The sequence below is a fragment of the Nocardia aurantia genome (assembly GCF_009604425.1).
GTDB lineage: Bacteria > Actinomycetota > Actinomycetes > Mycobacteriales > Mycobacteriaceae > Nocardia > Nocardia aurantia.
In genome coordinates, this window is record NZ_WEGI01000011.1 from 296,817 (window position 1) to 318,870 (window position 22,054).

25 protein-coding genes and 1 pseudogene are annotated in these 22,054 nt (G+C 68.1%); 15 read left to right on the plus strand and 11 right to left on the minus strand.

Annotated elements, in window-relative coordinates; all coding sequences use genetic code 11:
• Positions 1-13 precede the first annotated feature (13 nt).
• The 3 genes from NRB56_RS25705 to NRB56_RS25715 all read right to left on the minus strand — a co-directional run bounded on the left by NRB56_RS25705 (position 14) and on the right by NRB56_RS25715 (position 3,018).
• Positions 14-427, minus strand: coding sequence for a GlcG/HbpS family heme-binding protein (locus NRB56_RS25705; RefSeq protein WP_153346498.1), 414 nt, complete (start codon positions 425-427; stop codon positions 14-16).
• A gap of 60 nt (positions 428-487) precedes the next feature.
• On the minus strand, positions 488-1,801 hold the full coding sequence (locus NRB56_RS25710; RefSeq protein ID WP_319943521.1) for a glutathione-independent formaldehyde dehydrogenase: 1,314 nt from the start codon (positions 1,799-1,801) through the stop codon (positions 488-490).
• A gap of 260 nt (positions 1,802-2,061) precedes the next feature.
• On the minus strand, positions 2,062-3,018 hold the full coding sequence (locus NRB56_RS25715; RefSeq protein WP_153346500.1) for a LysR family transcriptional regulator: 957 nt from the start codon (positions 3,016-3,018) through the stop codon (positions 2,062-2,064).
• A 138-nt stretch (positions 3,019-3,156) separates the two neighbouring features.
• Here NRB56_RS25715 and NRB56_RS25720 point away from each other — a divergent pair, with 138 nt between their 5' ends.
• Positions 3,157-3,972, plus strand: a complete 816-nt coding sequence (locus tag NRB56_RS25720; RefSeq protein WP_153346502.1) for an inositol monophosphatase family protein — start codon at positions 3,157-3,159, stop codon at positions 3,970-3,972.
• Between the two features lie 35 nt (positions 3,973-4,007).
• On the plus strand, positions 4,008-4,595 hold the full coding sequence (locus NRB56_RS25725; protein WP_153346504.1) for an NADPH-dependent F420 reductase: 588 nt from the start codon (positions 4,008-4,010) through the stop codon (positions 4,593-4,595).
• 106 nt (positions 4,596-4,701) lie between these two features.
• Here NRB56_RS25725 and NRB56_RS25730 read toward each other — a convergent pair whose 3' ends face one another.
• Together NRB56_RS25730 and NRB56_RS25735 are read right to left on the minus strand one after the other, a co-directional pair.
• A complete protein-coding gene (locus tag NRB56_RS25730; protein WP_153346506.1) occupies positions 4,702-5,514 on the minus strand; it encodes an oxidoreductase in 813 nt (270 codons plus the stop codon).
• Between the two features lie 15 nt (positions 5,515-5,529).
• Positions 5,530-6,243, minus strand: a complete 714-nt coding sequence (locus NRB56_RS25735; protein WP_153346507.1) for an SDR family oxidoreductase — start codon at positions 6,241-6,243, stop codon at positions 5,530-5,532.
• Between the two features lie 90 nt (positions 6,244-6,333).
• Between NRB56_RS25735 and NRB56_RS25740 the strand changes: the two genes are divergently transcribed.
• Positions 6,334-6,948: a TetR/AcrR family transcriptional regulator gene (locus NRB56_RS25740; RefSeq protein WP_153346508.1), complete on the plus strand. Its 615-nt coding sequence runs from the start codon at positions 6,334-6,336 to the stop codon at positions 6,946-6,948.
• 66 nt (positions 6,949-7,014) lie between these two features.
• Here NRB56_RS25740 and NRB56_RS25745 read toward each other — a convergent pair whose 3' ends face one another.
• On the minus strand, positions 7,015-7,728 hold the full coding sequence (locus tag NRB56_RS25745) for a type 1 glutamine amidotransferase domain-containing protein (RefSeq protein ID WP_153346509.1): 714 nt from the start codon (positions 7,726-7,728) through the stop codon (positions 7,015-7,017).
• 97 nt (positions 7,729-7,825) lie between these two features.
• On the opposite strand from NRB56_RS25745, the gene NRB56_RS25750 reads away from it, so the two are divergent.
• Positions 7,826-8,350: a TetR/AcrR family transcriptional regulator gene (locus NRB56_RS25750; protein ID WP_319943522.1), complete on the plus strand. Its 525-nt coding sequence runs from the start codon at positions 7,826-7,828 to the stop codon at positions 8,348-8,350.
• A gap of 104 nt (positions 8,351-8,454) precedes the next feature.
• Here NRB56_RS25750 and NRB56_RS25755 read toward each other — a convergent pair whose 3' ends face one another.
• Complete coding sequence (locus tag NRB56_RS25755) at positions 8,455-9,150, minus strand: type 1 glutamine amidotransferase domain-containing protein (protein ID WP_153346512.1); 696 nt, start codon at positions 9,148-9,150, stop codon at positions 8,455-8,457.
• Between the two features lie 173 nt (positions 9,151-9,323).
• On the opposite strand from NRB56_RS25755, the pseudogene NRB56_RS40245 reads away from it, so the two are divergent.
• Positions 9,324-9,633: pseudogene (locus NRB56_RS40245) on the plus strand (proline racemase family protein); the annotation flags it as partial.
• A gap of 32 nt (positions 9,634-9,665) precedes the next feature.
• Here NRB56_RS40245 and NRB56_RS25765 read toward each other — a convergent pair.
• The 3 genes from NRB56_RS25765 to NRB56_RS25775 form a co-directional block, all read right to left on the minus strand.
• The gene (locus tag NRB56_RS25765) at positions 9,666-10,196 is read right to left on the minus strand and encodes a dihydrofolate reductase family protein (RefSeq protein WP_319943523.1); all 531 of its coding nucleotides are present in this window, start codon (positions 10,194-10,196) and stop codon (positions 9,666-9,668) included.
• Between the two features lie 242 nt (positions 10,197-10,438).
• Positions 10,439-11,260 (minus strand): alpha/beta fold hydrolase, encoded by an 822-nt coding sequence (locus NRB56_RS25770; protein WP_153346513.1) that lies wholly within the window; start codon positions 11,258-11,260, stop codon positions 10,439-10,441.
• Between the two features lie 106 nt (positions 11,261-11,366).
• Complete coding sequence (locus NRB56_RS25775) at positions 11,367-12,032, minus strand: TetR/AcrR family transcriptional regulator (protein WP_153346515.1); 666 nt, start codon at positions 12,030-12,032, stop codon at positions 11,367-11,369.
• An 83-nt stretch (positions 12,033-12,115) separates the two neighbouring features.
• On the opposite strand from NRB56_RS25775, the gene NRB56_RS25780 reads away from it, so the two are divergent.
• The 10 genes from NRB56_RS25780 (at position 12,116) to NRB56_RS25825 (ending at position 21,624) form a co-directional block, all read left to right on the plus strand.
• Positions 12,116-12,853 carry an SDR family NAD(P)-dependent oxidoreductase gene (locus tag NRB56_RS25780; RefSeq protein ID WP_153346517.1) on the plus strand — a complete coding sequence of 246 codons (738 nt, stop codon included), beginning with the start codon at positions 12,116-12,118 and terminating at the stop codon, positions 12,851-12,853.
• 703 nt (positions 12,854-13,556) lie between these two features.
• Entirely contained in the window at positions 13,557-13,919 is a 363-nt protein-coding gene (locus NRB56_RS25785) for a VOC family protein (RefSeq protein ID WP_194290990.1), read from the plus strand.
• Positions 13,920-14,288: 369 nt separating this feature from the next.
• Positions 14,289-14,699, plus strand: a complete 411-nt coding sequence (locus NRB56_RS25790; RefSeq protein ID WP_153346519.1) for a YybH family protein — start codon at positions 14,289-14,291, stop codon at positions 14,697-14,699.
• 8 nt (positions 14,700-14,707) lie between these two features.
• Positions 14,708-15,043, plus strand: a complete 336-nt coding sequence (locus NRB56_RS25795) for a hypothetical protein (RefSeq protein ID WP_153346521.1) — start codon at positions 14,708-14,710, stop codon at positions 15,041-15,043.
• Positions 15,044-15,342: 299 nt separating this feature from the next.
• A complete protein-coding gene (locus tag NRB56_RS25800; RefSeq protein WP_153346523.1) occupies positions 15,343-15,888 on the plus strand; it encodes a hypothetical protein in 546 nt (181 codons plus the stop codon).
• A gap of 634 nt (positions 15,889-16,522) precedes the next feature.
• Complete coding sequence (locus tag NRB56_RS25805) at positions 16,523-17,809, plus strand: cysteine desulfurase family protein (RefSeq protein WP_153346525.1); 1,287 nt, start codon at positions 16,523-16,525, stop codon at positions 17,807-17,809.
• Positions 17,806-18,903: a tRNA 2-thiouridine(34) synthase MnmA gene (gene mnmA, locus NRB56_RS25810; RefSeq protein WP_319943524.1), complete on the plus strand. Its 1,098-nt coding sequence runs from the start codon at positions 17,806-17,808 to the stop codon at positions 18,901-18,903. Before NRB56_RS25805 ends, mnmA begins: the two co-directional genes overlap by 4 nt.
• Positions 18,900-19,553 (plus strand): HAD family hydrolase, encoded by a 654-nt coding sequence (locus tag NRB56_RS25815; RefSeq protein ID WP_319943525.1) that lies wholly within the window; start codon positions 18,900-18,902, stop codon positions 19,551-19,553. Before mnmA ends, NRB56_RS25815 begins: the two co-directional genes overlap by 4 nt.
• The gene (locus NRB56_RS25820; RefSeq protein WP_153346527.1) at positions 19,546-20,601 is read left to right on the plus strand and encodes a methionine synthase; all 1,056 of its coding nucleotides are present in this window, start codon (positions 19,546-19,548) and stop codon (positions 20,599-20,601) included. The genes NRB56_RS25815 and NRB56_RS25820 overlap by 8 nt, the downstream gene beginning before the upstream one ends.
• A gap of 75 nt (positions 20,602-20,676) precedes the next feature.
• On the plus strand, positions 20,677-21,624 hold the full coding sequence (locus tag NRB56_RS25825; RefSeq protein WP_153346529.1) for an aldo/keto reductase: 948 nt from the start codon (positions 20,677-20,679) through the stop codon (positions 21,622-21,624).
• A 49-nt stretch (positions 21,625-21,673) separates the two neighbouring features.
• Here the strand turns inward: NRB56_RS25825 and NRB56_RS25830 are convergent, their stop codons facing one another.
• Complete coding sequence (locus NRB56_RS25830; RefSeq protein WP_153346530.1) at positions 21,674-22,033, minus strand: hypothetical protein; 360 nt, start codon at positions 22,031-22,033, stop codon at positions 21,674-21,676.
• Between the last annotated feature and the right edge of the window lie 21 nt (positions 22,034-22,054).

Here is a 22,054-nt window from a genome sequence, read left to right on the forward strand (position 1 = left end):
TTATAACGGGTGGTCACATGGCCGCAACGGCCGCCTCGGCGACGGCCTTGTCCTGCTCCCCGGTGCCGCCGCTGACACCGACCGCGCCGACGACCCGGCCGTCGCGCCGCAGCGGCACACCGCCGGCGAAGATCATGATGCGCCCACCGTTGGAGGTGTGTATCCCGTAGAACTGCCCGCCCGGCCCCGCATCGGCCGCGAGGTCCGCGGTCGAGATGTCCAGCGCTCGCGCGGTGAATGCCTTGTCGATCGAGATGTCGATGCTGGCGATCCACGCGCCGTCCATCCGCACATGGGCGACGAGGTTGCCGCCGGCATCGACCACCGCGATATTCGACGGCGACTCGATCTCGGCGGCTTTGGCCCGGCCGGCGGCGATCACCCGCTGCGCATCGTCGAGAGACACCGAGGTCTGGTTCACCGTCATGACGCACCTGTCCCGGTCCGCAATGCCATCGTCATCGCTGTACTCCTCTCGGTCGGAGCCTCACGGATGCAGTACGACCTTGGTCCATCCGTCGTCGCGCGCATCGAAATGCTGATAGCCGGATTCGGCCTCGGCCAGCGGGAGCTCATGGGAGACGATCCAGGACGGTGTGGCCCGGCCCTGGTGGATCAGGTCACGCAGTTGCCGGTTGTAATGCTTGACGTTGGCCTGTCCGGTACCGACCTTCTGCCCCTTGAACCAGAATTTTCCCATGTCGAAGGCGATCTTGCCCTTGCGCTCGAGTTCGTCGGAGGCGTTGCGGTCCTGGGGCAGGAAGATGCCGACCACGCCGATGTGCCCGGTGAAGCGCACCGAATCGACGAGCCGGTTCATCGTCATCGCGGCGTCCTCGTGACCCTGCGGATCGTGCGCCTGGTACCCGACACACTCACAACCCTTGTCGGCGCCGTGCCCGCCGGTCGCGTCGAGGACCTGCTCGACCGGGTCGCCGCGGGAGTCGTCGATGGGTGTGGCCCCGATCCGCTCGGCCAGCCGCAGCCGGTCGGGGTGACGGTCGACGACCATCACCTGACTCGCGCCCTGGATCATCGCCGAGTACGCCGCCATCAGGCCGACCGGCCCGGCTCCGTAGACGACCACCGAATCGCCGGGTCGCATGTCGGCCAAGCGGGTGCAGTGCCATCCGGTGGGGAAGATATCGGAAAGCATCACGTAGTCGGTTTCCTTGTCCTGGGCGTCCTCGGGCAGTCGCAGACAGTTGAAGTCACCGAATGGCACCCGCAGATACTCCGCCTGTCCGCCCCAGAACGGCCCCATCCCGGCGAAACCGAAGGCCGCGCCTGCCATCGCCGGATCCGGGTGCACCGTCAGGCAGAACGCGGTCAACCCTTCCTCGCAGTTGCGGCAGAAACCGCAACCGATGTTGAACGGCAGACACACCCGGTCCCCGGTGGCGACCTTGACCACCGCATCGCCCACCTCCGCGACGATCCCCAGATTCTCGTGACCGAGGACCATCCCGGGCTCCAGATCGGTGCGGCCCTCGTACATGTGCAGATCCGACCCGCAAATGTTGGTGCTGGTGATCTTCACCAGCACGTCGGTCGGCTGCTCGATCCTCGCATCCGGCACATCCTTCACATGGACCTCACGGGGCCCGTCATAGACAAGTGCTTTCATCTCGACACTCCCTGACATGCGGCATTCCGGATATTGCCCGGCCAGGGCCCATAAGCGGCTAGATGTGAGCGACCGACCGAATGAAATCGTTTCGCTGAGCAGACGACGAGACAGCGGCGCTGTGGCCGATATCAAAATGTGGCACGCAACATATTTCGCGTCACAACCCACCACAGAGCGCAACTACAAGCGTCGCATTACCTCACCTTGGAGTCTCCTCTCCCGGCTCCACGATCGCCAGGGGGGTCTGGATCGGTTTTGTCGATTCGAGGGCTCCGGCGGCTCCTCCCGTCGCAGGTAAAGGGGTGATGCCGGGACCATGTCCACCACCCCGAACCGGACATCCGACATGGCCACCGAGGCGCTGCCGGTCCGACTCGAAGCCGGAACTTGTGTTCCGCTCGTCCCTCGATGGCATCCGGGGAAAATGGTTGTCACGCAGACGGTTCAGTCCTGTCTTTCGCTGCGCTGCCGGCGGTGGATACCGGCCTCGCCATCGCGCCCGCCAACGCGTTCCGGGCGAGGTCACGCAGCCAGGCGTGGGCGGGGTCGGTGTCGTAGCGCTGATGCCAGGACAGGTGGACCGCGGCAGGAGGCACGTCGAGCGGAAGTGGCAGCAGCACCAGCCCGAGGTCCGAAACAGCCGACCGCGCTGTCGATTCCGGCGCCGTGACAACGAGGTCGCTGCCACGCACGAACTCGAACGCCGCGCGCTCGGTGGGCACGGTCGCCACCACGCGGCGGGTGAGGTCGAGACGGGCGAGCGCGTCGTCGAGCAGGTTGGTCAGTCGTCCGCGCCTCGAGACGGTGAGGTGCTCGGCTGCGGCATACATTGCGGCAGTGACGGTTTCACCGGTGGTGAGCGAATGTCCTTGCCGCACAATGACGACATGCCGTGTCTCGGCGACTCGTTCGGCGCGGATCTCGCGCGCGGCCGGGCGGTCCGCGTCGGCGGCGAGATCGACCTCACCGCGACGTAATTCGGAGGTGTCGATACTCGATTCCGCGATGAAACGCAGCCGCGCTCCCGGTGCCTGCGCCCGCACGGCATCGAGCAGCGCCGGACCGCTCAGGGCGACGAGTGCGTCGTGCCAGCGCAGCGTGAAGGTGCGTTCGAGGGTCGAGAGGTCCAGTGCGCGGCTCGGCGCCAGCACGCCCCGGACCTGCTGCAACAGGTCGTGCACCTGCTCGCGGACGGCGAGCGCGTACGGCGTCGGAGTCATCGTGCGGCCCGTGCGGACCAGGATCTGATCGCCTGTCGTGCGCCGGATCCGGCCCAGACTGCGGCTCATCGCCGGAGCCGTGACATGCAGCCGATCTGCCGCGCCCGCCACGCTGCCTTCCTCGAGGAGGGCGTCCAGCGCCGCGAGCAGATTCAAATCCAATTGCATGACAGTCATCTTATCCGTGTTCTACATGCACTTGCTGTTAACGATAGCCGGTCCTACCGTCGTAGAAAGACCACGGGAGAACCAGAGGTTCCCGCCCGCCCGGCCGATCAATCCCCTCCACAGCCAAGGAGCACCGCCATGCCCGAACCCACCCTGCCCAGCAGTGCCGCCACCGACGCCGAACTGCTCACCCAGACCGAGATCGCCGTCCGCACAGCGGGTTCGGCCCTGCGGGACCGTTTCGGCGACGTCGTCACCTACCGGACCCGCGAGGAACTCGTGCGCGCCCTCGCCGTCAACGACGACACCGTCGCCGACCTGCTGCGCCCCCGCCTGCACGCGCTGCGCCCCGGCGCGGGCTGGGTCGAGGAGGAATTGGACGGCGGGGCACTGCCCGGCGGTGAATGGTGGGTCGTGGATCCGGCCGAAGGCAACGTCAACCACCTGCACGGTCTGCCGGAATGGGCGGTCACCGCCACCCTCGTACGCGACAACCAGCCCGTACTCACCGTTGTCCACCTGCCGCTGACCGGCGACACCTACACCGCGCTCACCGGCGCCGGCGCCCACCTCGACGACCGCCCGCTGCGCGTCTCGGCGACAACCGATCTGCGGCTCGGCATCGTCGCCACGAGCCAGGCGCGACCGGACGAGGACGAGAAGGTCGTGCGCCGCGTCGGCGCCTCGATCACCGAGATGTTCCTCGACGCGCTCGTCGTGCGGGTCGCCGTGCCCGCCACCCTGCATCTGGCGAACGTGGCCGCCGGTCGTATCGACGCCTTCTGGCAATTCGCCGGCGCCCGCGCCGACCTGCTCCCCGGTGCCCTGCTCGTCACCGAAGCCGGCGGCCGGATCTCCACCACCGACGGACGGCCGTGGACCCCCGACAGCGACAGCTTCCTCGCCACCGCGCCCGGCGTGCACGCCGCCGCCGTCACCACACTCTCCCGCTGACCCACCGAACACCGACCGCGAAAGCGAGCACCCCCATGAAGATCACCATCCTCGGCCGTGGCCGCGTCGGCGGCGGCCTGGCCACCGCCCTCACCCGGGCAGGCCACGACGTCACCGCCCCCGACCGCTCTGCCGTCGCCGACGCCGCGCGCTCGGCACAGATCGTCATCAACGCCACCCCCGGCGCGGGCTCGCTCGACCGGCTCACCGCCCTGCGCGATGCCCTGCGCGGCACCATCCTCGTCGACGTCTCCAACGCCACCGTCGACGGACCGGACGGACTGCCCGCGGCCCTGCTCTACCCCGGATCGAGCCTCGCGGAACAACTCCAGCAGGCCCTGCCCGAGACACGCGTGGTCAAGACGCTCAACACGATGTTGTACTCGGTGATGACCGCGCCCACCGTCCTCACCCAGGCACCGACGGTGTTTCTCTCCGGTGACGCCCCGCCGGCCAAGCAGATCGTCGCGGGGATCCTCGCCGATCTCGGCTGGCACCGGGAGTGGATCACCGACCTCGGCGGGATCGAGACCGCGCGGGCCACCGAAGCCGCAATCCTGTTCGTCCCGCCCGTGATCCGATCCAGCGGGTTCGCACCCTTCGCCATCTCGATAGCTCGCTGAGGACCGAGGGTCTCGTCGGGAGGTCGCAGGCTGTCCCGGCGACGTCGGCCCAGGTGCGGAGTTCGTCGACGGTGGCGCCTCGGGGAAATATGGTCGGTGTGGGTTGTCAGGCGGGTAGCCGATTGAGTTTGCGCAGTTGCTGGTCGAACATGCGGGCGGGGACCAGCCGGCGCATGGTGCCGACCCGAGCGGTTCGGCCCACGGGGTAACGCAGTCTGGGCTTGGTGTCGGTGGCGGCGGCGAGGATCGCCTCGGCCACCAGAGCAGGGTCGTCGCCGCTCTCGACCGCGTCGGCCATGTACTCCGCGAAGATTCGCCGATGCGTGGCGTAGACGTCCAGCGGCCGGTCGGGCTGCACGCTGTTGGCGTCGAAAGCGGTACTGGTCCAAGCGGGTTCGACGAGCAGGGCGCGTAGGCCGTATTCGCGGACCTCGTGATCCAGCGATTCGGTGTAGCCCTCGACCGCGTGCTTCGAGGCCGCATAAACGGCCATGTAGGGCTGCGGAATGATCCCGATGACGGAGGAGATGTTGACGATGCGGCCGCTGCCCTGGGAGCGCAGGTGCGGTAGGACGGCGTTGGTCATGCGGATGATGCCGAAGACGTTGATGTCGAAGACGCCGCGCGCCTGCGCCACCGAGCTTTCTTCGGCCGCGCCGGCCGCGCCGATCCCGGCGTTGTTGACCAGGACGTCGATGCGGCCGAATCGCGCGATGACCTCCGCGACGAGCGTGGCCACCGAATCGTCCTCGGTGACGTCGAGATCGAGGTAGGTCACTTCCCCGGCCGGGGGAGGTTTCGCGGTGTGGCGGCTGGTTCCGATCACCCGGAATCCGTTGCCCGCCAACGTGAGTGCGGCCGCTCTTCCGATACCGGAGGATGCGCCGGAAACGATGGCGACGGGCTGTGTTGTGCTCATGGCGAACTCCTGTGACTAGCTGCTGGTTACGGTTTGCGGATAGAGGACCGCCGGGTCGGCGGCGAGGCCGGCCTTGACCTGCCGTGTCAGGTCGTCGGCGAGGACTTCCAGCACATCGGCTTCGATACCGTCGAGCGCTTGCGCCGCGACGCTGTGCGGCGAGGTCTTGGGAACATCGAGTCCCGCGGTCAAGTCGGTGTCGACGTAGCCGACGTGCAGGCCGGTGACGCGTATTCCGCTCGGGCGCAAGGCGAGTCGCAGGGAGTTGGTCTGTGACCACAGCGCGGCCTTGGACGCGCCGTAGGCATCGCTGCCCGGGACGGCGAGCCACGAGAGCACGGAGTGAACGGTGAGGATGTGGCCGCCGCCGTTGCGTTCCAGGACCGGGGCGAACGCGCGGACGACGGACAGCGGTCCGAAGAAGTTGATGTCGAATTCGCGGCGGACCTCGGCGATCGGTGAGTCCAGGAACGAGGAGCCCAGCGAGGTCCCGGCATTGTTGAACAGGATCGTCACGTCCGGCGCCTGATCTGCCAGCGCCGCCGCCGCGTCCGGATCCGTGAGTTCCAGCGCGAGGGGAATCACGTCCGGATGAGCGATGGTTCGCGGATCGCGTGCGGTGGCGTAGATCTTCGCGGCGCCACGCACCCGGAGTTCGTCCACGAGCGCGCTGCCGATGCCACGGCTGCCGCCGGTGACGAGTGCTACCGAATCTTTGATGCTGGTCATACGCACAACCCCTTCGAGGAAACCGATCTGTTTCCACAAGAGTAAACAGATCGGTTTCCATGGCGCAAGGGAATGGGTAGTGTCGGTTTCATGACGTATCCGACACCGCCCGGGGCACCCGTTGACGCCGCGTCGCCGCGCGAGCGGTTGCTCGCCGCCGCCGCGCGGCTGTTCCACGAACAGGGCGTCCACATCGGGGTCGACACGTTGTGCAGAGCCGCCGGCGTCTCCAAGAGATCGATGTACAAGCTGTTCAACAGCAAGGACGAACTCGTGGCCGCGAGCCTGGAAGGCGTCGCGCCGGATTATCGGGCCGCCCTGCTACCGCCCGACGACGACAATCGGTCACCGCGCGAGCGGATACTGCACGTCTTCGAACAACTGGAGCACCTCGAGCCGATCCAGCAGTTTCGCGGCTGTCCGTATGTGGCGGCGGCGGTCCAGCTCAAATCGCCCGAACATCCGGCAAGCGTGGTCGCCCGCCGGCACAAGGACGGGCTCACCGCATTCTTCCGGTACGAGGCGGAGCGCGCCGGCGCGCACGACCCCGACCTCCTCGCCCGCCGGCTGACCCTCGTCTTCGACGGGGCCAGCGCCAGGTCGGTTGTTCAAGCCCACCCTCTCGACGGTCTGTCCATCGAAACCGCCACCATTCTGCTCGACGCTGCCGGTGTCCGTGATCCACTGCCGCGGAACGGATGCTGACAATATGGACGGCGCGGAATCAGGCCGCGCCGTGCCGGTGGGAGCGTCCGCCGATCGGTGCTCGATCTATTTCGTCGAATTCGCGCCGACATCGGCGACCAGCCGCTCGGCCAATTTCTCCGAGGACTGCGGATTCTGCCCGGTGTACAGATTTCGATCGACAACGAGATGGGGCCGCAACGGAATTCGGGCCTTCGAATAGTCGACGCCCGCCTCTTTCAGCTTGTCTTCGAGGAGCCAGGGTGCCTTCCTGGCGAACCGGTTCAGCAGTTCCTCGCGATTGGACAGTCCGGTCATCCGGTAGCCGGCGAAGGGCGAGTTGCCGTCGGGTGTGGTCGCGGCCAGAATCGCGGCCGGTGCGTGGCAGAGCAGGGCGAGCGGCTTTCCGGAGGCCAATCGTTTCGTCAGCAGCGCGCCGGAGGTCGCGTCGTAGGCGAGATCCTCCATCGGGCCATGGCCGCCGGGATAGAACACCACGTCGAAGGAGTCCGGATCGACGGTGTCCAGCGCTACCGGGTGTGCGAGGACATCATGGATACCGTCGAGATAATTCTTCACCGCCCGGAGTTTCCAAGGCATACCGGCGGTGAGGCCGAGGCTGCGCTGGTCGAGCGTCGGTGCCTTTCCCCCGGGCGTGGTCACCGTGATGTCCCAGCCGGCTTCAAAGAAGATCCGGTAGGGGACCGCGACCTCTTCTGCCCAGTATCCCGAGGGATGGATTGTGCCGTCGTTCAAGGTCCAGCGGTCCGCGGCCGAGACCACGAACAACACTCTGGTCATATTCTCGTACCTCCTGTAGTACCGGTGCGAAGACTTGCGTTTCGGTGGTCCGGCGACCTCGTGGCGATTCAGTTCGATCTCGTCCCGAACGACCGTGGTGCGAAATTCTCCTCCCGAGGGCGGGGTCGCCGAACTGTCGTTGCGCGCGGCGGCGCGGCGGGCGGGGGTGTCCACCGCGGCGCCCTACCGCCATTTCGCCGACCGCGATGCGCTGCTGTCCGCGGTTGCGGCGGTGGGCTATCGGGAACTGGCCGAACAGATGGCTGCGGCCCACCCCGCGCAGGCCACGCCCGAAGGCCTGGCTGCCGTGGCGAACGCGTACGTCCGGTCCGCTCTGACGCGTCCCGGGATGTTCCGGGTGATGTTCGCCGAACCCTGCGATCCGACCGATCCCGAGCGTGCCGCGGCTGCGGAGGCGATCAACGAGTATGTCGAATCGCTTGTGCGGCAAGTATTTCCGGATGTCGATCCGGAGCCGATGGCGATTGCGGTCTGGGCGCTGGTGCACGGGCTCGCCTTCTTGCACCTCGACGGCAAGTGGGATGCTTCGTCGCCGAAGGTCGTGACCGAACGGGTCGATTCGGCGGTGGCCGCAATACTCGAGGTAGCGGGTCGAGGGTAGTAGGGCGGCCTGGCGACCGGCAATGTGTACGTTGCTTACATTACCCGTGGTGGGCACCGTGCCGACCGGCGAGATTTCCGGACGGGCCGCCCCGGGCACAGGGTTCACTGGAGCGCGCTGACGACCTCATTCGCCAAGGGGCCCGACGAGGCCGGGTTCTGACCGGTGTAGAGATTGCGATCCTGCTCCAGGTGGGGTTCCCACGGCGCGCCCTCCCGGAAATTGGTGCCCAGGGCGACCAAACGGTCTTGGAGCAGCCATTTGGCCTTGTCGGCGAACCCCACCTGGGCCTCTTCGGCGTTGGTGAACCCGGTCAGCCGGTATCCGGCGAACGGCGAAACGCCGTCGGCGTCGGCGGTGGCGAGTAGTGCGGCCGGGGCGTGGCAGACGATGGCGAGTGGTTTGCCGGAGTTCAGCGTGTCGGTCAGCAGCCGCGCCGAATCGGCATTCACCGCGAGGTCTTCCATCGGGCCGTGGCCGCCGGGGTAGAACACCGCGGCATAGTCGGCGAGCCGGACGTCCTCGAGCCGGATGGGGTGCTGCAACTCGCCGATTGTCTGCACCGCCGCGGTGATCCGCGCTGCTCCGTCGGGTCCGCCGTTCACCTGTGGTGCAAGGCTGTTCTTGTCGACCGTCGGCACGACACCGCCGGGCGTCGCGACCACGACCTGGTGGCCGGCCCCGGTGAAGGCCTCGTACGGAGCGACGAATTCCTCACCCCAGTAGCCGGTCGGATGCTGGGAACCATCGGCGAGCGTCCAGTGGTCGGCGCCGGTCATGACGAACAGAATCTTCGGCATCGGATCTCCTCGGGGCGGTAGGTGATGGTCGGTGGGTCGGTCCGAACATATACGCGCCGGCGACCTCGATGAGGGGCGCACCGTCGTGGTGCGGTGAGTTCGTCCCGGGCACTGGGCGTGCCGGTGCTCCGTGGCGAAGCCCTTGTCCCACACCCCGGGCGGGTGTTGTACACGACGTCCGCGAAGACAGGATGGCCTACGTGCTCGTAGACGCCCAGCAATTGGGCCTGCGGCTCACCCCCGTCGAGACCCGTGATCTCTGCGATCTCGGGCGAGTGCTGAAAACGTCAGCAGCCCAGCAGATTCCGGTCGTACACCCGGAGAACCCGGAATTCGCCGGAATCACCTAGACCGAGTTTGTCCCGGATCGAGGGAGTGCTGACCGCGCGTAACGCGGTGGTCGTGACGCCTGGACCGCTCGCCGTGGATCCCGCCGACCCGTTCCCGACCGGATACACCCTGTCCGATACCTGGCCGACATGATCACCGGCCACGCGCACGAGCCACCGAACCTGTCAGTGGTGCGGCAGCACTCGATAGACGATCTCCACCGCACCGCCGTCCAACGGCCGCGAACTCTCGAATTCCAGACCGGTCTGTGAACTCAGCGAATCGGTCAGGCGCATGCCGCTGCCGACGAGGAACGGCAGGACCACGAGTTCGAGTTTGTCGAGAACACCGAGGGCGCGGTAGGTCTCGATCGTGCCGGGACCGCCGATGAGATGGACATCGCCCCCGCGATTGGCCGCGCGGATCTTCGCCAGCAGCCGCTCCGGATCGTCGTCGACGGTCACATCGTCGGGAGTGCCCTCGGGCCGGTGCGAGCCGAGCACGAAGACCTCCAGGTCCGGCCACGGCCAGCGATCGGCGGTCAGCGCGGGCTCGAAGGTGGTGCGACCCATCAGGGCGGCCTCGCAGGTCTTCAGGAAGTCGGCGATGCCGTGACTGCCCGGACCGTGCACCGGATCGATGACCTGGGGCGGCCAGCCGTCCGGCGTCGTCACATAGCCGTCAGCGGTCATGCACAGGCGCGCCAGGATTTGCACGAATTCGTCCTTTCGTCGAGTCACCGATGAGACGGCGCCGGCCGCCCGAATTCATCGGCGGACGCAGTAGCGCCTGACCGGAATCGTTCCCCGGTATTCCAGGCCGACCGATAGGCGACCACGCTGCCGAGCAGGTCGTCAGCGCAATCGGCTGCGTCGAATCCGGTTGTGCTGCATGATGTTCGGTTTGTGCCGAACGCCGTGTAGCTCGTCCGTACCGTCGTGGAGGTGCCCGTCGGTGTCTAACCGGAATCAGCGGAACGGATGTCGGTGTCGGACAGGAAGGTGACGATGGCGTGGATCGTGTCGGCGGGCCGTTCCCAGTGTGTGAGATGACCGGTGTCGGTCAGATCGACGCGCCGCAGATCTGCGACCATCGCGGTGAGGATTTCGGCGATGACCCGCAGGTCGTTCAGATCGTCGCTGCCGGTGATCAGCAGCACCGGCACGGTCAGTTCGGCCAGGCGCTCGACGTGCGGTTGCTGTGGTGGTGTCTCGCGGTCCGCGTCGAGCCAGGCACGGCAGTTGTCCGCGGCGATGTCGGCCCGCAGACGTGCCGCCAGTGTGGGGTCGCGGCGGGCCGTCGCGAACAGCGGATGGCGCCACCACAGGTCGCGAGCCCGGTCGAGCATTCCCTCGTGCGCCGCGGTGGTGAGTTGCCGCCAGTGGTGCTCCCACTCCGGTGACCAGTCCCAGCCGGCCACATTCGGGCTGATCAATACCAGCCGGTCGATTCGGCCGGGGTGATCGAGCGCGAAATCGAGCGCGATCCGTCCACCCATCGAAACTCCCGCGACGGTGGCGCGCTCGATACCGAGGTGATCGAGCAGCGCGGCCAGATCGTCGGCGTGACGGAATGCGCCGGTGGTGCGGTCGGTCGAAGCGCCGCAACCACGCAAGTCGTACCGGACCGATCGGCGGATCGAACTCAGCTGCGGCCACACCGGATCCCACGTCGACCGGTTCCCTCCTGCCCCGGCGACGAGTACCAACGGCGCCCCGACGCCTTCAACCTCGACCGAGAAATCGACACCCGCCGCCGTCGTGATCCGTCTCGCCACCATCGTGTCCCGCTTCTGCCGACCACCGGATCCGGGCGATGCCCCCACAACCCCACCAGGATGTCACAGCGCGCAGGCCGGAAACACCCTCTGAGTGCTGTCCGGCGGATCATCTGGCCGTGATGGCACCGAGTTGGTTCTCGCGGCCCGGACTGTGCCCGGTTGCGAGGCGTTTCTGCCCCTCGGGCATGGGCAGGACCGCCAGTGCGGTGTCTGCGATGTTCCGCAGCGTCTCCGGGGCCAGGCCGGCCTTGCCTACCGCCTCGATACCGCGGACCACCGTCAGCAGCAGTGCCGCCAGCCGCTCCGGATCCGCAGCGCTATCGATGTCGCCGTGGCGCTGGGCGGCGCTGATCTCCTTCCGCAGCAGCGTCAGCAGTGCCGTCATGGTCTCGGCCGACCGTCCGGCAACCGTCGGATCGCGCTGGGCCAGTTCCGCCGCGCCCTTGGCCAACAGGCACCCGCGGCGCTCGGTGTCGGAGGCGGTGTTCTCCGCCATGAGGTGCACGTATCCCGACAGCCGGGCCAAGGCCTCTGCGTCCGGGCCACCTGCCAGCCGCCCTTCGGCCACCTCGACGACTGCGGTGCACCAGTCGCCGAACACGCGATGGAACAGCTTGCCCTTGTCGCCGAATGCGCCGTACAGGCTGCCCTTACCCAGGCCGGTCGCCTGGGCGATGTCGTCCATCCGGGTTCCTGCATAGCCGGTAGCCCAGAACTGTTCCCGGGCCCGATTCAGGACTTGGCGTTCGTCGAATGCGCGTGGCCTGGCCATGATCTCAGACTATCCATTCTTGACTCAATCGTCCATTACTGCCTATGTTATGGACGATCCATTCCATAACTGAAGGGTTCGACATGCAAGGCGTGCTACAGGAGAAGGTGGCCGTGATCACCGGAGGGACCAGCGGGATCGGGCTGGCCATCGCCCACCGCTTCGTCCGGGAGGGCGCACGGGTCTTCGTGACCGGCCGGGACATCGGCCGCCTCGAAGCGGCAGTCAAGGAGATGGGCCCTGCGGCCACCGGCGTACGATCCGACGTCTCGGTCCTGGCCGACCTGGACACGCTCTACGCGCGAGTTCGCGAGGAGGCCGGACGCATCGACGTGCTGGTTGCCAACGCGGGAATCGTCGCGGACGCCGCGCTCGGCGCCCACACCGAGGCGAACGTCGACCTGACGCTCGCCGTCAACGTCAAGGGCCCACTGTTCACTGTTCAGAAGGCGCTTCCGCTGCTGGCGGAGAACGCCTCCATCCTGGTCGTCGGCTCGAGCAACAGCGTGCGGCCCAATGAGCAACTCGAGGTCTACAGCGCTTCGAAGGCGGCGGTGAGCAACCTCGTGCACAACTGGGCCCGGCAGTCGCGGGAGCGCCGATTCCGGGTCAACGTGCTCAGCCCGGGACCCACGCGGACCCCTGGCCTGCTGGCCGCCGCGGGGCCGGGCGTCGACCAGTTCGCCGAAGCCGTCGTGCCGTTGGGGCGGCTGGCCGACGCCGAGGAAATCGCCGAGGCCGCCCTCTTCCTGGCTTCGGACGCCTCGTCGTTCGTCACCGGCGCCGAACTCTTCGCCGATGGCGGCTACACCCGGGCCTGAACGACGGCCGGTGGTGCGCATCCGGTTCCCACGAAGCGATGGGGCGCACTCCCGGCCGCGCGTCTGCGTCGTACGCGGCCCAGTGCGCCCGAAGCAACGAGCGATGCGCTGATTCGTCGGCAGTCTCATGATCTCGTCGACGGTGAACCGGGCCACCGCGTGGGTGTGGACCGGATCGGAGTCGCGGGCCGTCCGATCCGTGTCCGTCTGCCACTGTCCTGCCTCTCGCGAGAGTCTTGCTTCCCGGCGGGCCTGCTCGCTGAGCTTGCGGGTCGCGACGGTGAAGACCCATCGCTGCAGTTGCTCGATCTCCGGCTACCGAGACCGATTCCTTGACAACAGATTTCAAGATCTTCCACACAAGCCTGAGCCGCTGCTTCGATGTGGCCCGCCTGTCGCCGTTCACGCGCGCCCATATCCACCGACGACGAGTGAATTGCGACGTGTACGCCGGATGAGTTGCAGGACAGCCCAACTCGCCGCAGCGCTTCCGCAGTCTCGGCTTCGCGCCCACCACGCGCGTCCCGCTGGCCGTCGCCCGGGTCCTCCCAGCGGATGGTGGTGCAACGGCGCACACGACCCAGCCCGAGACGAGCGCTGTCCGCCGCCCGAAAAGGAGTGGAGCCGGGCCACCGCAGTGCGGTTGGATGACTACCTGCGGCCGCCGCGCGGCCCGCGAACGTGGATGACCAAGGAGTGGACGATGCCGATCGCCACGCTGCGAGGCGTGACTCTGGACTGCGCCGATCCTCGGGCTCTGGCCCGGTTCTACCAAGAGCTGACAGGCATGCAACTCGGCTATGCCGCTGACGAGTTCGTCGCCCTGACCGATGGTTCGGGTTGCGACCTGGGCTTCCAACGGGTCGACGGATACCGGGCCCCGCGGTGGCCCGGTCAGGACGTGCCGCAGCAGTTACACCTGGACCTTCGCGTCGAGGACCTCGACGCTGCGGAGAAGTCGGCGTTGGGACTCGGCGCGGTCAGGCCGGACCAGCAGCCGGGCGGCGACCGGTGGCGGGTGCTGCTGGATCCGGCCGGTCACCCGTTCTGTCTGGTCGCCGGCTGACCTTTGGAGTCCGTCGCGGACCCGGTCCGCGACGGACTCCAACGTGATGAGGGAATTCGTGCCACCCCGGACAGGATCGCCGAGCGCCTGCGCCCGCAACCGCGAGCACCCGGGTAGCGCATATTCCGAATGACCACGATCGGCGATAGTCGAGAGCGCCACCCTGACACCGACATCACACGTACGCATTGCTTTTCGACGATTGCCGGGACCCCGGAACGGGCTCGAGTCGAGATCACTCGTGGGTCGGGCATGGGCCGGCGGGAGTGAGCCGGAAGGTAGAATCGGTGCGGCTGGTCGACCCGGCCTTCTGCGAGGTGGTCGTGCCGGCTCCGGGGATCCCGGATCGAAACGAGGAGTGAGTCAGTCGTGAACTCCGAGAAAGCTGTCGACACCCGGATCGTTGATCCGGCCCGCCTCCCGTTCGCGTACGCGGACGCCCTCAACGTTGGGGACGCCGACGCCGTCCTCGAGCTGTTCCACCCGGACGCGACGATGCACACCTTCAGCGGCAAAGTCATCACCGGCCATGAGGCGCTGCGCGCCGAGACGGTCCAGACGGTCGCGACTCGGGCTCACCTGACCAACAAGCCCAAGTCTACCCTGATCGGGGGCGACACGGCCCTGATCATCGTTGATTGGAACCTCGAGGCGACGTTGCCGACCGGCGCCCGGATCTCGCCGACCGGAACGACGACGGCCGTCGCCCGCCCGTCGGCCGACGGGTCGTGGCGGTTCGCCATCCTCGACTGTCGAAGAGCAGTCGGATCTCCCGGATAGGCGACACGATGATCCTTTCCGTAGGCACGACGCGCCTGCCGCGCGCCGCTCACAGCGAAATACCGTGGCGAATCCACGAGATCGCGCCCGACTTCGAGATCGAAGACGTCTGGGCATTGCCGACACCCGGCGGACCCGACGACTTCCCTCGACTTATCTCGGCCGTTCACGACAATGATTTTCCCAACGGCGCGCCACTACCGGTGCGCGCGGTCATGGCCTTCCTCAAACCCTTCCGGCACCTGTTGGTGTACCCCGCACTGATACGGATCATCGCCCAGCGCTGGAGCGCGCTGTCAGGAAACGAAACACCTGACAAGGGACCAAGTCGACAAAAGCAGTGAAAAAGAGAAACTTTTCTCTTCCCGCCGAACGACGGCGGTCGAGACGGAAGGTGAATCGTCTTCTCACACCCGGACCCAGCTCGCCTACTTCAAGGGCTTCAAGATCCGCTACAGCCTCCCCAACGGTAAGCGGGCCGTCGTCGCTGCCGATATGGCGCGCCTTACCGGAACTCGCCCGAAAGGGCAAGGGCAACCCTCACGACGGGTAGACGCGAGCGGGAAGCGAGGGCTAAAATTTTTTAATCGGCCATTGCAAAAGTTTGTGACGCATGCTCAACATCTCAACATGAGGAGACGCTATGAGTGTCGCTGATGTAGACGTCACTAGCACGTACGAAGTAAAGCTCACTGCCGAGGGCGTTTCCTTGGTAAGTGGGGGATCCGAAATATCGGCGGATCGTGAGTCGAGTGAACCGAGCCAATTCGTCACGCGCGCGCACGGTGAGACCACGCTGAACACCGGGCCTATCGTCTTCCATTCGGGCGTGCCGGTCGGCGGATGGGGGGCTTTGACTGTCTTTGGCGCTGGGGGTAGTAGATTCTCTGGACATTTCCATGACTCGGGAGCCGGCAACTACAATGTCGCCCTTGCGATTGTAGTCAAGGCTCAAAGCGGCACCGCCTACGCCTGGGCGACTCAGGGCCACCTCAACGGCACGTTCACGCCTGGGTCTCGGGATTACAACTGGGACATTTCGCCCCTACGGTCATTGGACACCGGGGATGCGAACAGCCTTGTCAGCTGGTGGTGGCAGGCAGCGACCAACTGGAACATCGGCGGCATGGTCAACAGCTGCGTCAGCAACCTCGGTGGAGCAACCAGGGTCGTTTGGCTGAACCCATGACGAGTAACGCGGGCTGACGAGCGAGCCAGAACCAGAGGAGTCTCGCGCCGAGAATTTCCTCGGGGAGTGGAGCGCCTACCAAACGGGCGAGCCACGGAAGGTCCTCTTGCGGCCAGGACTCTTTGCACGCGAGGCAGGTGCCGCCGTTCACGGCCGCCACGCACCGTTGCGCGACCTCGCGTACTCGTACCAGCGGTCGTGCTGAAGCGGTCGAGCGATCGCCGCCGGCCAGTGCACATGCCTCGCGAACGTTTGCCAGAGCGTCAGCGTCGGCTCCGGCATCGAGATAGGCGTCCGCAAGCCAGGTGAGGTACAGCGCCTTGGTGCAAGACTGCCCAGACGCGGCCGGTCATGATGTCCAGCTCCGCGTGATCCACCCATGCACACCACGGGCAGCCGGTGACGATCCGCCGGCGGCCGCTGTGGAGCGGACCACAACACCACCCCCCTGAACGTGTACACCCATCCCGTGGAGGGACGGCAGGCCCGTGCCGCTGCGCAGGTCGATGCTCGTGCGCGGGGGTCGTGGGAATACCGTCGCACCCACAGCGGCTTGCACCTGGTGGTGCGAATCGAGCCAGCGGGGGGATACCCCAGGAACACGCAGGTCATCGTGGGATAGGGTTCATTGGTCATGAAGTCGGCTTTTCCGGGTGCGGTCGGTGCGGTGCCCCAGACGGTCTACCTCGATCACGCGGCCACGACACCGATGTACCCCGCCGCGGTCGAGGCTATGGCGGACGCCCTGCGTGTCGCCGGTAACGCGTCGTCGTTGCACGGGTCGGGGCGGACCGCGCGCCGGATGCTGGAGGAGGCGCGCGAGTCCATCGCGGCCGATCTGGGGGCGCGGCCCTCGGAGGTGATCTTCACCTCGGGCGGCACCGAGAGCGACAACCTCGCCGTCAAGGGCCTCTACTGGGCCCGGCGCGACGACGATCCGCGGCGCACCCGCATCCTGGTCAGCGGTATCGAACACCATGCGGTGCTGGACGCCGTCGAGTGGCTGGAGCAGCACGAGGGCGCCCGGGTGACCCTGCTCGACGTCGATCGGGACGGGGTGGTGTCGCCGGGCACGCTGCGGGCGGCGCTGGCCGCGCATGCCGATGAGGTCGCGCTGGTCACCGTCATGTGGGCGAACAACGAGGTCGGCACGATCCAGCAGGTCGCCGAATTGGCCGCGGTCGCACAGGAATTCGATGTCCCGATGCACAGCGACGGGGTGCAGGCCGCGGCGCAGCTGCCCATCGACTTCGGTGGGAGCGGGCTGGCGGCGGCCAGTTTCGCGGGCCACAAGGTCGGCGGGCCGCACGGGGTCGGCGTGCTGTTGCTGGGGCGGCAGGTGGGTTGCGTGCCGCTGCTGCACGGTGGGGGCCACGAGCGTGATCTGCGGTCGGGCACCTCGGACGTACCGGCCGCCGTCGGCCTGGCGGCCGCGCTGGGCCGCACCGTCGCCGAGATGTCCACGCGCACGGTCGAATTGCTGTCGCTGCGGGACACCCTGATCGCCGGGGTGCGGGCCGAGGTGCCCGATACGGTGCTCAACGGTCCCGAGGGCGCGGGCCGGCTGCCGGGCAACGCGCACTTCACCTTTCCCGGCTGCGAGGGCGATTCGCTGCTGATGCTGCTCGACGCCGCCGGGATCGAATGTTCCACCGGTTCGGCCTGCACGGCGGGTGTCGCCGCGCCCAGTCACGTACTGCTGGCGATGGGCGTCGATGCCCGCACCGCGCGCGGTTCGCTGCGATTCTCGTTGGGGCACACCTCGACTCGGGCCGATGTGGACCGGTTGTTGGCGGTGCTGCCGCAGGTGGTGGAGCGGGCCCGCGCCGCGGGCTTGGCCGGGGCCGGTTCCCGGCGCGGCGGGCGTGATCAGGAAGGGCCAGGCGATCGGCACCAGTTGACACAGGAGGGAAGCCGGTGAGAGTGCTCGCTGCGATGAGCGGCGGCGTCGATTCCGCCGTGGCGGCCGCACGCGCGGTCGATGCCGGACACGAGGTGGTCGGTGTGCATCTGGCGTTGTCGGCGTCGCCGGGGACACTGCGCACCGGATCGCGCGGCTGCTGTTCCAAGGAGGACGCCGGCGATGCCCGCCGGGCCGCGGACGTGCTCGGAATCCCGTTCTACGTCTGGGATTTCGCGGATCGGTTCAAGGAGGACGTGATCGACGACTTCGTCGCCTCCTACGCCGCCGGCGAGACCCCGAATCCGTGCCTGCGCTGCAACGAGAAGATCAAGTTCTCGGCGCTGGCCGACCGCGCGGTCGCGCTCGGCTTCGACGCCGTCGTCACCGGTCACTACGCCCGCCTGGCGGACGGGGTGCTGCGCCGGGCCGTCGACGGCGACAAGGACCAGTCCTATGTGCTCGCCGTGCTCACCGCCGATCAGCTGACCCGGGCGATGTTCCCGATCGGCGACACCCCGAAGCCGCGGATCCGCGCCGAGGCCGCCGAGCGGGGCCTGGCGGTGGCGAACAAGCCGGATTCGCACGACATCTGCTTCATCCCGTCCGGCGACACCCGGGCCTTCCTGGGTGCGCGGATCGGGGTCCGGCCCGGTGCGATCGTCGACTCGGACGGGCAGCGGCTCGGCGAGCACGAGGGTGTGCACGGTTTCACCATCGGCCAGCGCAAGGGCCTGGGCCTGCCGGGCCCGGCCGCCGACGGCCGCCCGCGCTACGTCACCGACATCGATCCCGGCACCGGCACGGTCCGGATCGGCACCGCCGAGGAGCTCCGGGTCGAGGCCGTGCGCGCCGACCGCGCGATCTGGACCTCCGGTACGGCCCCGCGGGGCCCGATCGAGTGCGTGGCGCAGGTGCGCGCGCACGGCGGCACCGCCCCGGCGGTGGCGCAGGCGGCCGACGGCGGCCTGGTGGTCCGGCTGCGTGAGCCGTTGACGGGCGTGGCCCGCGGTCAGGCCGTGGTGCTGTACCGACCGGACCCGGCCGGCGACGCGGTGATCGGCAGCGGAACCATCAGCGGCACCGAGCGGGCACTGACGGACAGTTCCCGGTGACGGCCCCCGCGATCGGTTTCGACCTCGATCTGACGCTGGCCGACAGCCGGGCCGGGATCGCCGCCGTCTATCGCCTGCTGTCCGCCGAGACCGGGGTGCCGATCGACACCGACGCGGTGGTGTCGCGGATCGGGCCGCCGCTCGAGGTGGAGATCGGGTACTGGTTCCCGCCGGAGCGGGTCGCGGCGATGGCCGACCGCTACCGCGCGATGTATCGCGACGTGGCGATCCCGGTGACCACCGCGATGCCCGGCGCCGCGGCCGCGATCGCCGCGGTCCGGGCGGCGGGCGGCCGGGTGATCGTCGTCTCCGGGAAGAACGAGGCCGATACCGAGCGGACTGTCCGATTCCTCGGCCTGCCGGTCGAGGAGGTCGTGGGCGGGGTGTTCGGCGCGGGCAAGGGCGAGTCGCTGCGCCGGTTCGGCGCCGCCGCCTACGTCGGTGACCACACCGGTGACATCGACGCCGCCCGGGCCGCCGGCGCGGTCGCGGTGGGGGTGGCGACGGGATCCTTCGATCTCGTGGCGCTGAGCGCCTACGGCGCCGACGTGACGCTGCCGGACCTGTCGGCCTTCCCGGACTGGTATGCGGATTTCGCCGGAAGCCGTTGTACTGCGGCGTTTTCCGGTCAGGTGAACGCAAATGAGTGAGGTCGACGACGTGACAACGGAATCCGCGCTGCTGCGCGGCGGGATCGCGACCGCGGTCGGCTCCTGGCCCGGCACCGACGCCCGGGAGGCCGCCGCCACCATCGTCGGCGAACTCGGCGAGCTACCGCATCTGGTCGAATTGCCCGGCCGCGGACCGGGTTCGGATCTGGTCGGCCGTGCCTCCGCGCTGCTGGTCGACCTCCGCTTCGACACCTCCACCCGCGGCTACCGGCTGGCCGCGCGGCCCGGCGTGCTCTCCCGCCGCGCCCGCGACCTGCTCCGCACCGATCTGGATGCTCTCGAAGAAGCCTGGGAGACAGCGGGTCTCGGTGGTTCCGGCCGCCCGGTGAAGGTGCAGGCCGCGGGCCCGCTGACGCTCGCCGCTCAGGTCGAACTGGTCAACGGGCACCGCCTGCTCACCGATCCCGGTGCGGTGCGCGATCTTTCGGAGTCGCTCGCGGAGGGCGTGGCCCGGCACGCCGCCGAGGTCGCGAAACGCCTGAACACCTCCGTCGTCGTTCAGCTGGACGAACCGTCGCTGTCGCACGTGCTGGCCGGAACCCTCACCGGCGCAAGCGTTCTGAACACGGTGCGCGCCCTGCCCGAACCCGAGGCGCTGCACCTGCTCGACACGGTCGTGGCCGCGCAGACCGGACCCGTGCTGGTGCACACCTGCGCCGATCGACCCGCCCTGGGTTTCCTGCGCGACAGCGCCGCCGCCGCGGTGGGTTTCGACCTCGCCACCGTCGGCACCGCCGATCTGGACGGCATCGGCGAACTACTGGACAACGGAAAGTTCGTGGCGCTCGGCCTGATTCCGACCACCGCCCCGGCGCGGCCGCCGACCTGGCGGGACATGGCCGAACCCGGTGTCCGGCTGATCGACCGTCTGGGCTTCCCGCGCCGCCTGCTCGCCGAACGCGTGCTGATCACCCCGGCCTGCGGCCTCGGCGCCGCCCCGCTGACCTGGGCCCGCCGTACCCTCGCGCTGGCCGCCGACGTCGCCCGCGCCTACACCGAGGAACCGGAGTCGCTGACCTTCGAATAGTTCGGTCCTGCCGGAGCGCGACCCGGATGCAATGATGGGACGAATCGAATTCCGAATTCGGAAGGAGTGCAACCGATGTCGTTGCGATCACTGGGAACGTCGAGTCTGCAGATCTCGCCGATCGTGTTCGGCGGCAACGTGTTCGGCTGGACGGTGGACGAGAGCGCCTCGTTCGCGCTGCTGGACGCGCTCGCCGACGCCGGCATCAACTCCGTGGACTCCGCCGACGTGTATTCGGCCTGGGTGCCGGGCAATTCGGGCGGCGAATCCGAGGAGATCATCGGCCGCTGGTTCCAGCGTTCCGGCAAACGCGACTCCGTGGTGATCGCGACGAAGGTCGGCGGCATGCCGGACCGTCCGGGCCTGTCACGGAAGAACATCCTGCGCGCCGCGGAGGATTCGCTGCGCCGCTTGCGAACCGACCACATCGACCTCTACTACTCGCACCGCGACGACGCCGAGACCCCGCAAGAGGAGACCCTCGGCGCCTACCAGACGCTGATCGAACAGGGCAAGGTCCGCGCGATCGCCGCCTCGAACTTCAGCGGCGCCCGGTTGCGCGAGGCCGCCGAGATCAGCGCCCGCACCGGCCTGCCCGCCTACGCGGCGGTCCAGCCCGAGTACAACCTGTACGACCGCGCCGACTACGAGACCGACCTGGCACCGGTGGTGGCCGACCTGAAGCTCGGCGTGGTCACCTACCGCCCGCTGGCCTCCGGCTTCCTCAGTGGCAAGTACCGCTCCGAGGCCGACCTCGGCAAGAGCCCCCGCGGCGCGCGCACCGTGCCGAAATACCTGAACCCGCGCGGCCTCGGCATCCTGTCCGCGCTGGACGCGGTCGCCGACAAACACACCGTCTCGCCCGCGACGGTCGCCGTCGCCTGGCAACTGACCCGCCCCGGCATCACCGCGCCGATCGCCTCGGCCACCTCGGTCGAGCAGTTGCGGGAACTGGGTGCGGCGGCACAGCTGATCCTCGACGAGGAGGACGTGCGCGCCCTCGAGCAGGCGAGCGCAGGCTGAATCCGGCGAGCGGCTGCTCGCGGGTTCGGCCACGCCGCACCGGGCCGGTTCAGCTGCCGAACAGCGGCCGCGCTCCGGGATGGCTCAACTGCCACCGGTCCGGCTTGCCCGGTGGGTAGGCGACCGGCAGTTGATCGCCGGGGGATGGCCACTGGTTGACGTCCCAGACGAACCGGCCGTACACGGTCTCGTTCGCGACCGTGGGCCCGGAGACGTTCCCGGTGAGCGTCACGAATTCCTCGCCCTGTCCGGCCGGTCGCGGACTGACCCCGGTGACGTACAGCGTGCCGCTCTCCAGTTGCGGCGCGCCCCGCCACCCGGCCCCGGCCCTCGGCCCGCCGCGGTATCGGGTGATCAGCACGATCACCACACCCGCCAGCACCACGATGAAACCGATCTGTAGCAGCATGCCTCCATGCTAGGCGGGCGC

Bases quoted from the DNA above. Each gene is read 5' to 3' on its own strand.
- NRB56_RS25705 (WP_153346498.1), bottom strand. From the start codon at position 427: ATGACGGTGAACCAGACCTCGGTGTCTCTCGACGATGCGCAGCGGGTG.
- NRB56_RS25715 (WP_153346500.1), bottom strand. From the start codon at position 3,018: ATGCAATTGGATTTGAATCTGCTCGCGGCGCTGGACGCCCTCCTCGAG.
- NRB56_RS25720 (WP_153346502.1), top strand. From the start codon at position 3,157: ATGCCCGAACCCACCCTGCCCAGCAGTGCCGCCACCGACGCCGAACTG.
- NRB56_RS25725 (WP_153346504.1), top strand. From the start codon at position 4,008: ATGAAGATCACCATCCTCGGCCGTGGCCGCGTCGGCGGCGGCCTGGCC.
- NRB56_RS25730 (WP_153346506.1), bottom strand. From the start codon at position 5,514: ATGAGCACAACACAGCCCGTCGCCATCGTTTCCGGCGCATCCTCCGGT.
- NRB56_RS25735 (WP_153346507.1), bottom strand. From the start codon at position 6,243: ATGACCAGCATCAAAGATTCGGTAGCACTCGTCACCGGCGGCAGCCGT.
- NRB56_RS25740 (WP_153346508.1), top strand. From the start codon at position 6,334: ATGACGTATCCGACACCGCCCGGGGCACCCGTTGACGCCGCGTCGCCG.
- NRB56_RS25745 (WP_153346509.1), bottom strand. From the start codon at position 7,728: ATGACCAGAGTGTTGTTCGTGGTCTCGGCCGCGGACCGCTGGACCTTG.
- NRB56_RS25755 (WP_153346512.1), bottom strand. From the start codon at position 9,150: ATGCCGAAGATTCTGTTCGTCATGACCGGCGCCGACCACTGGACGCTC.
- NRB56_RS25770 (WP_153346513.1), bottom strand. From the start codon at position 11,260: ATGGTGGCGAGACGGATCACGACGGCGGCGGGTGTCGATTTCTCGGTC.
- NRB56_RS25775 (WP_153346515.1), bottom strand. From the start codon at position 12,032: ATGGCCAGGCCACGCGCATTCGACGAACGCCAAGTCCTGAATCGGGCC.
- NRB56_RS25780 (WP_153346517.1), top strand. From the start codon at position 12,116: ATGCAAGGCGTGCTACAGGAGAAGGTGGCCGTGATCACCGGAGGGACC.
- NRB56_RS25785 (WP_194290990.1), top strand. From the start codon at position 13,557: ATGCCGATCGCCACGCTGCGAGGCGTGACTCTGGACTGCGCCGATCCT.
- NRB56_RS25795 (WP_153346521.1), top strand. From the start codon at position 14,708: ATGATCCTTTCCGTAGGCACGACGCGCCTGCCGCGCGCCGCTCACAGC.
- NRB56_RS25800 (WP_153346523.1), top strand. From the start codon at position 15,343: ATGAGTGTCGCTGATGTAGACGTCACTAGCACGTACGAAGTAAAGCTC.
- NRB56_RS25805 (WP_153346525.1), top strand. From the start codon at position 16,523: ATGAAGTCGGCTTTTCCGGGTGCGGTCGGTGCGGTGCCCCAGACGGTC.
- NRB56_RS25820 (WP_153346527.1), top strand. From the start codon at position 19,546: ATGAGTGAGGTCGACGACGTGACAACGGAATCCGCGCTGCTGCGCGGC.
- NRB56_RS25825 (WP_153346529.1), top strand. From the start codon at position 20,677: ATGTCGTTGCGATCACTGGGAACGTCGAGTCTGCAGATCTCGCCGATC.
- NRB56_RS25830 (WP_153346530.1), bottom strand. From the start codon at position 22,033: ATGCTGCTACAGATCGGTTTCATCGTGGTGCTGGCGGGTGTGGTGATC.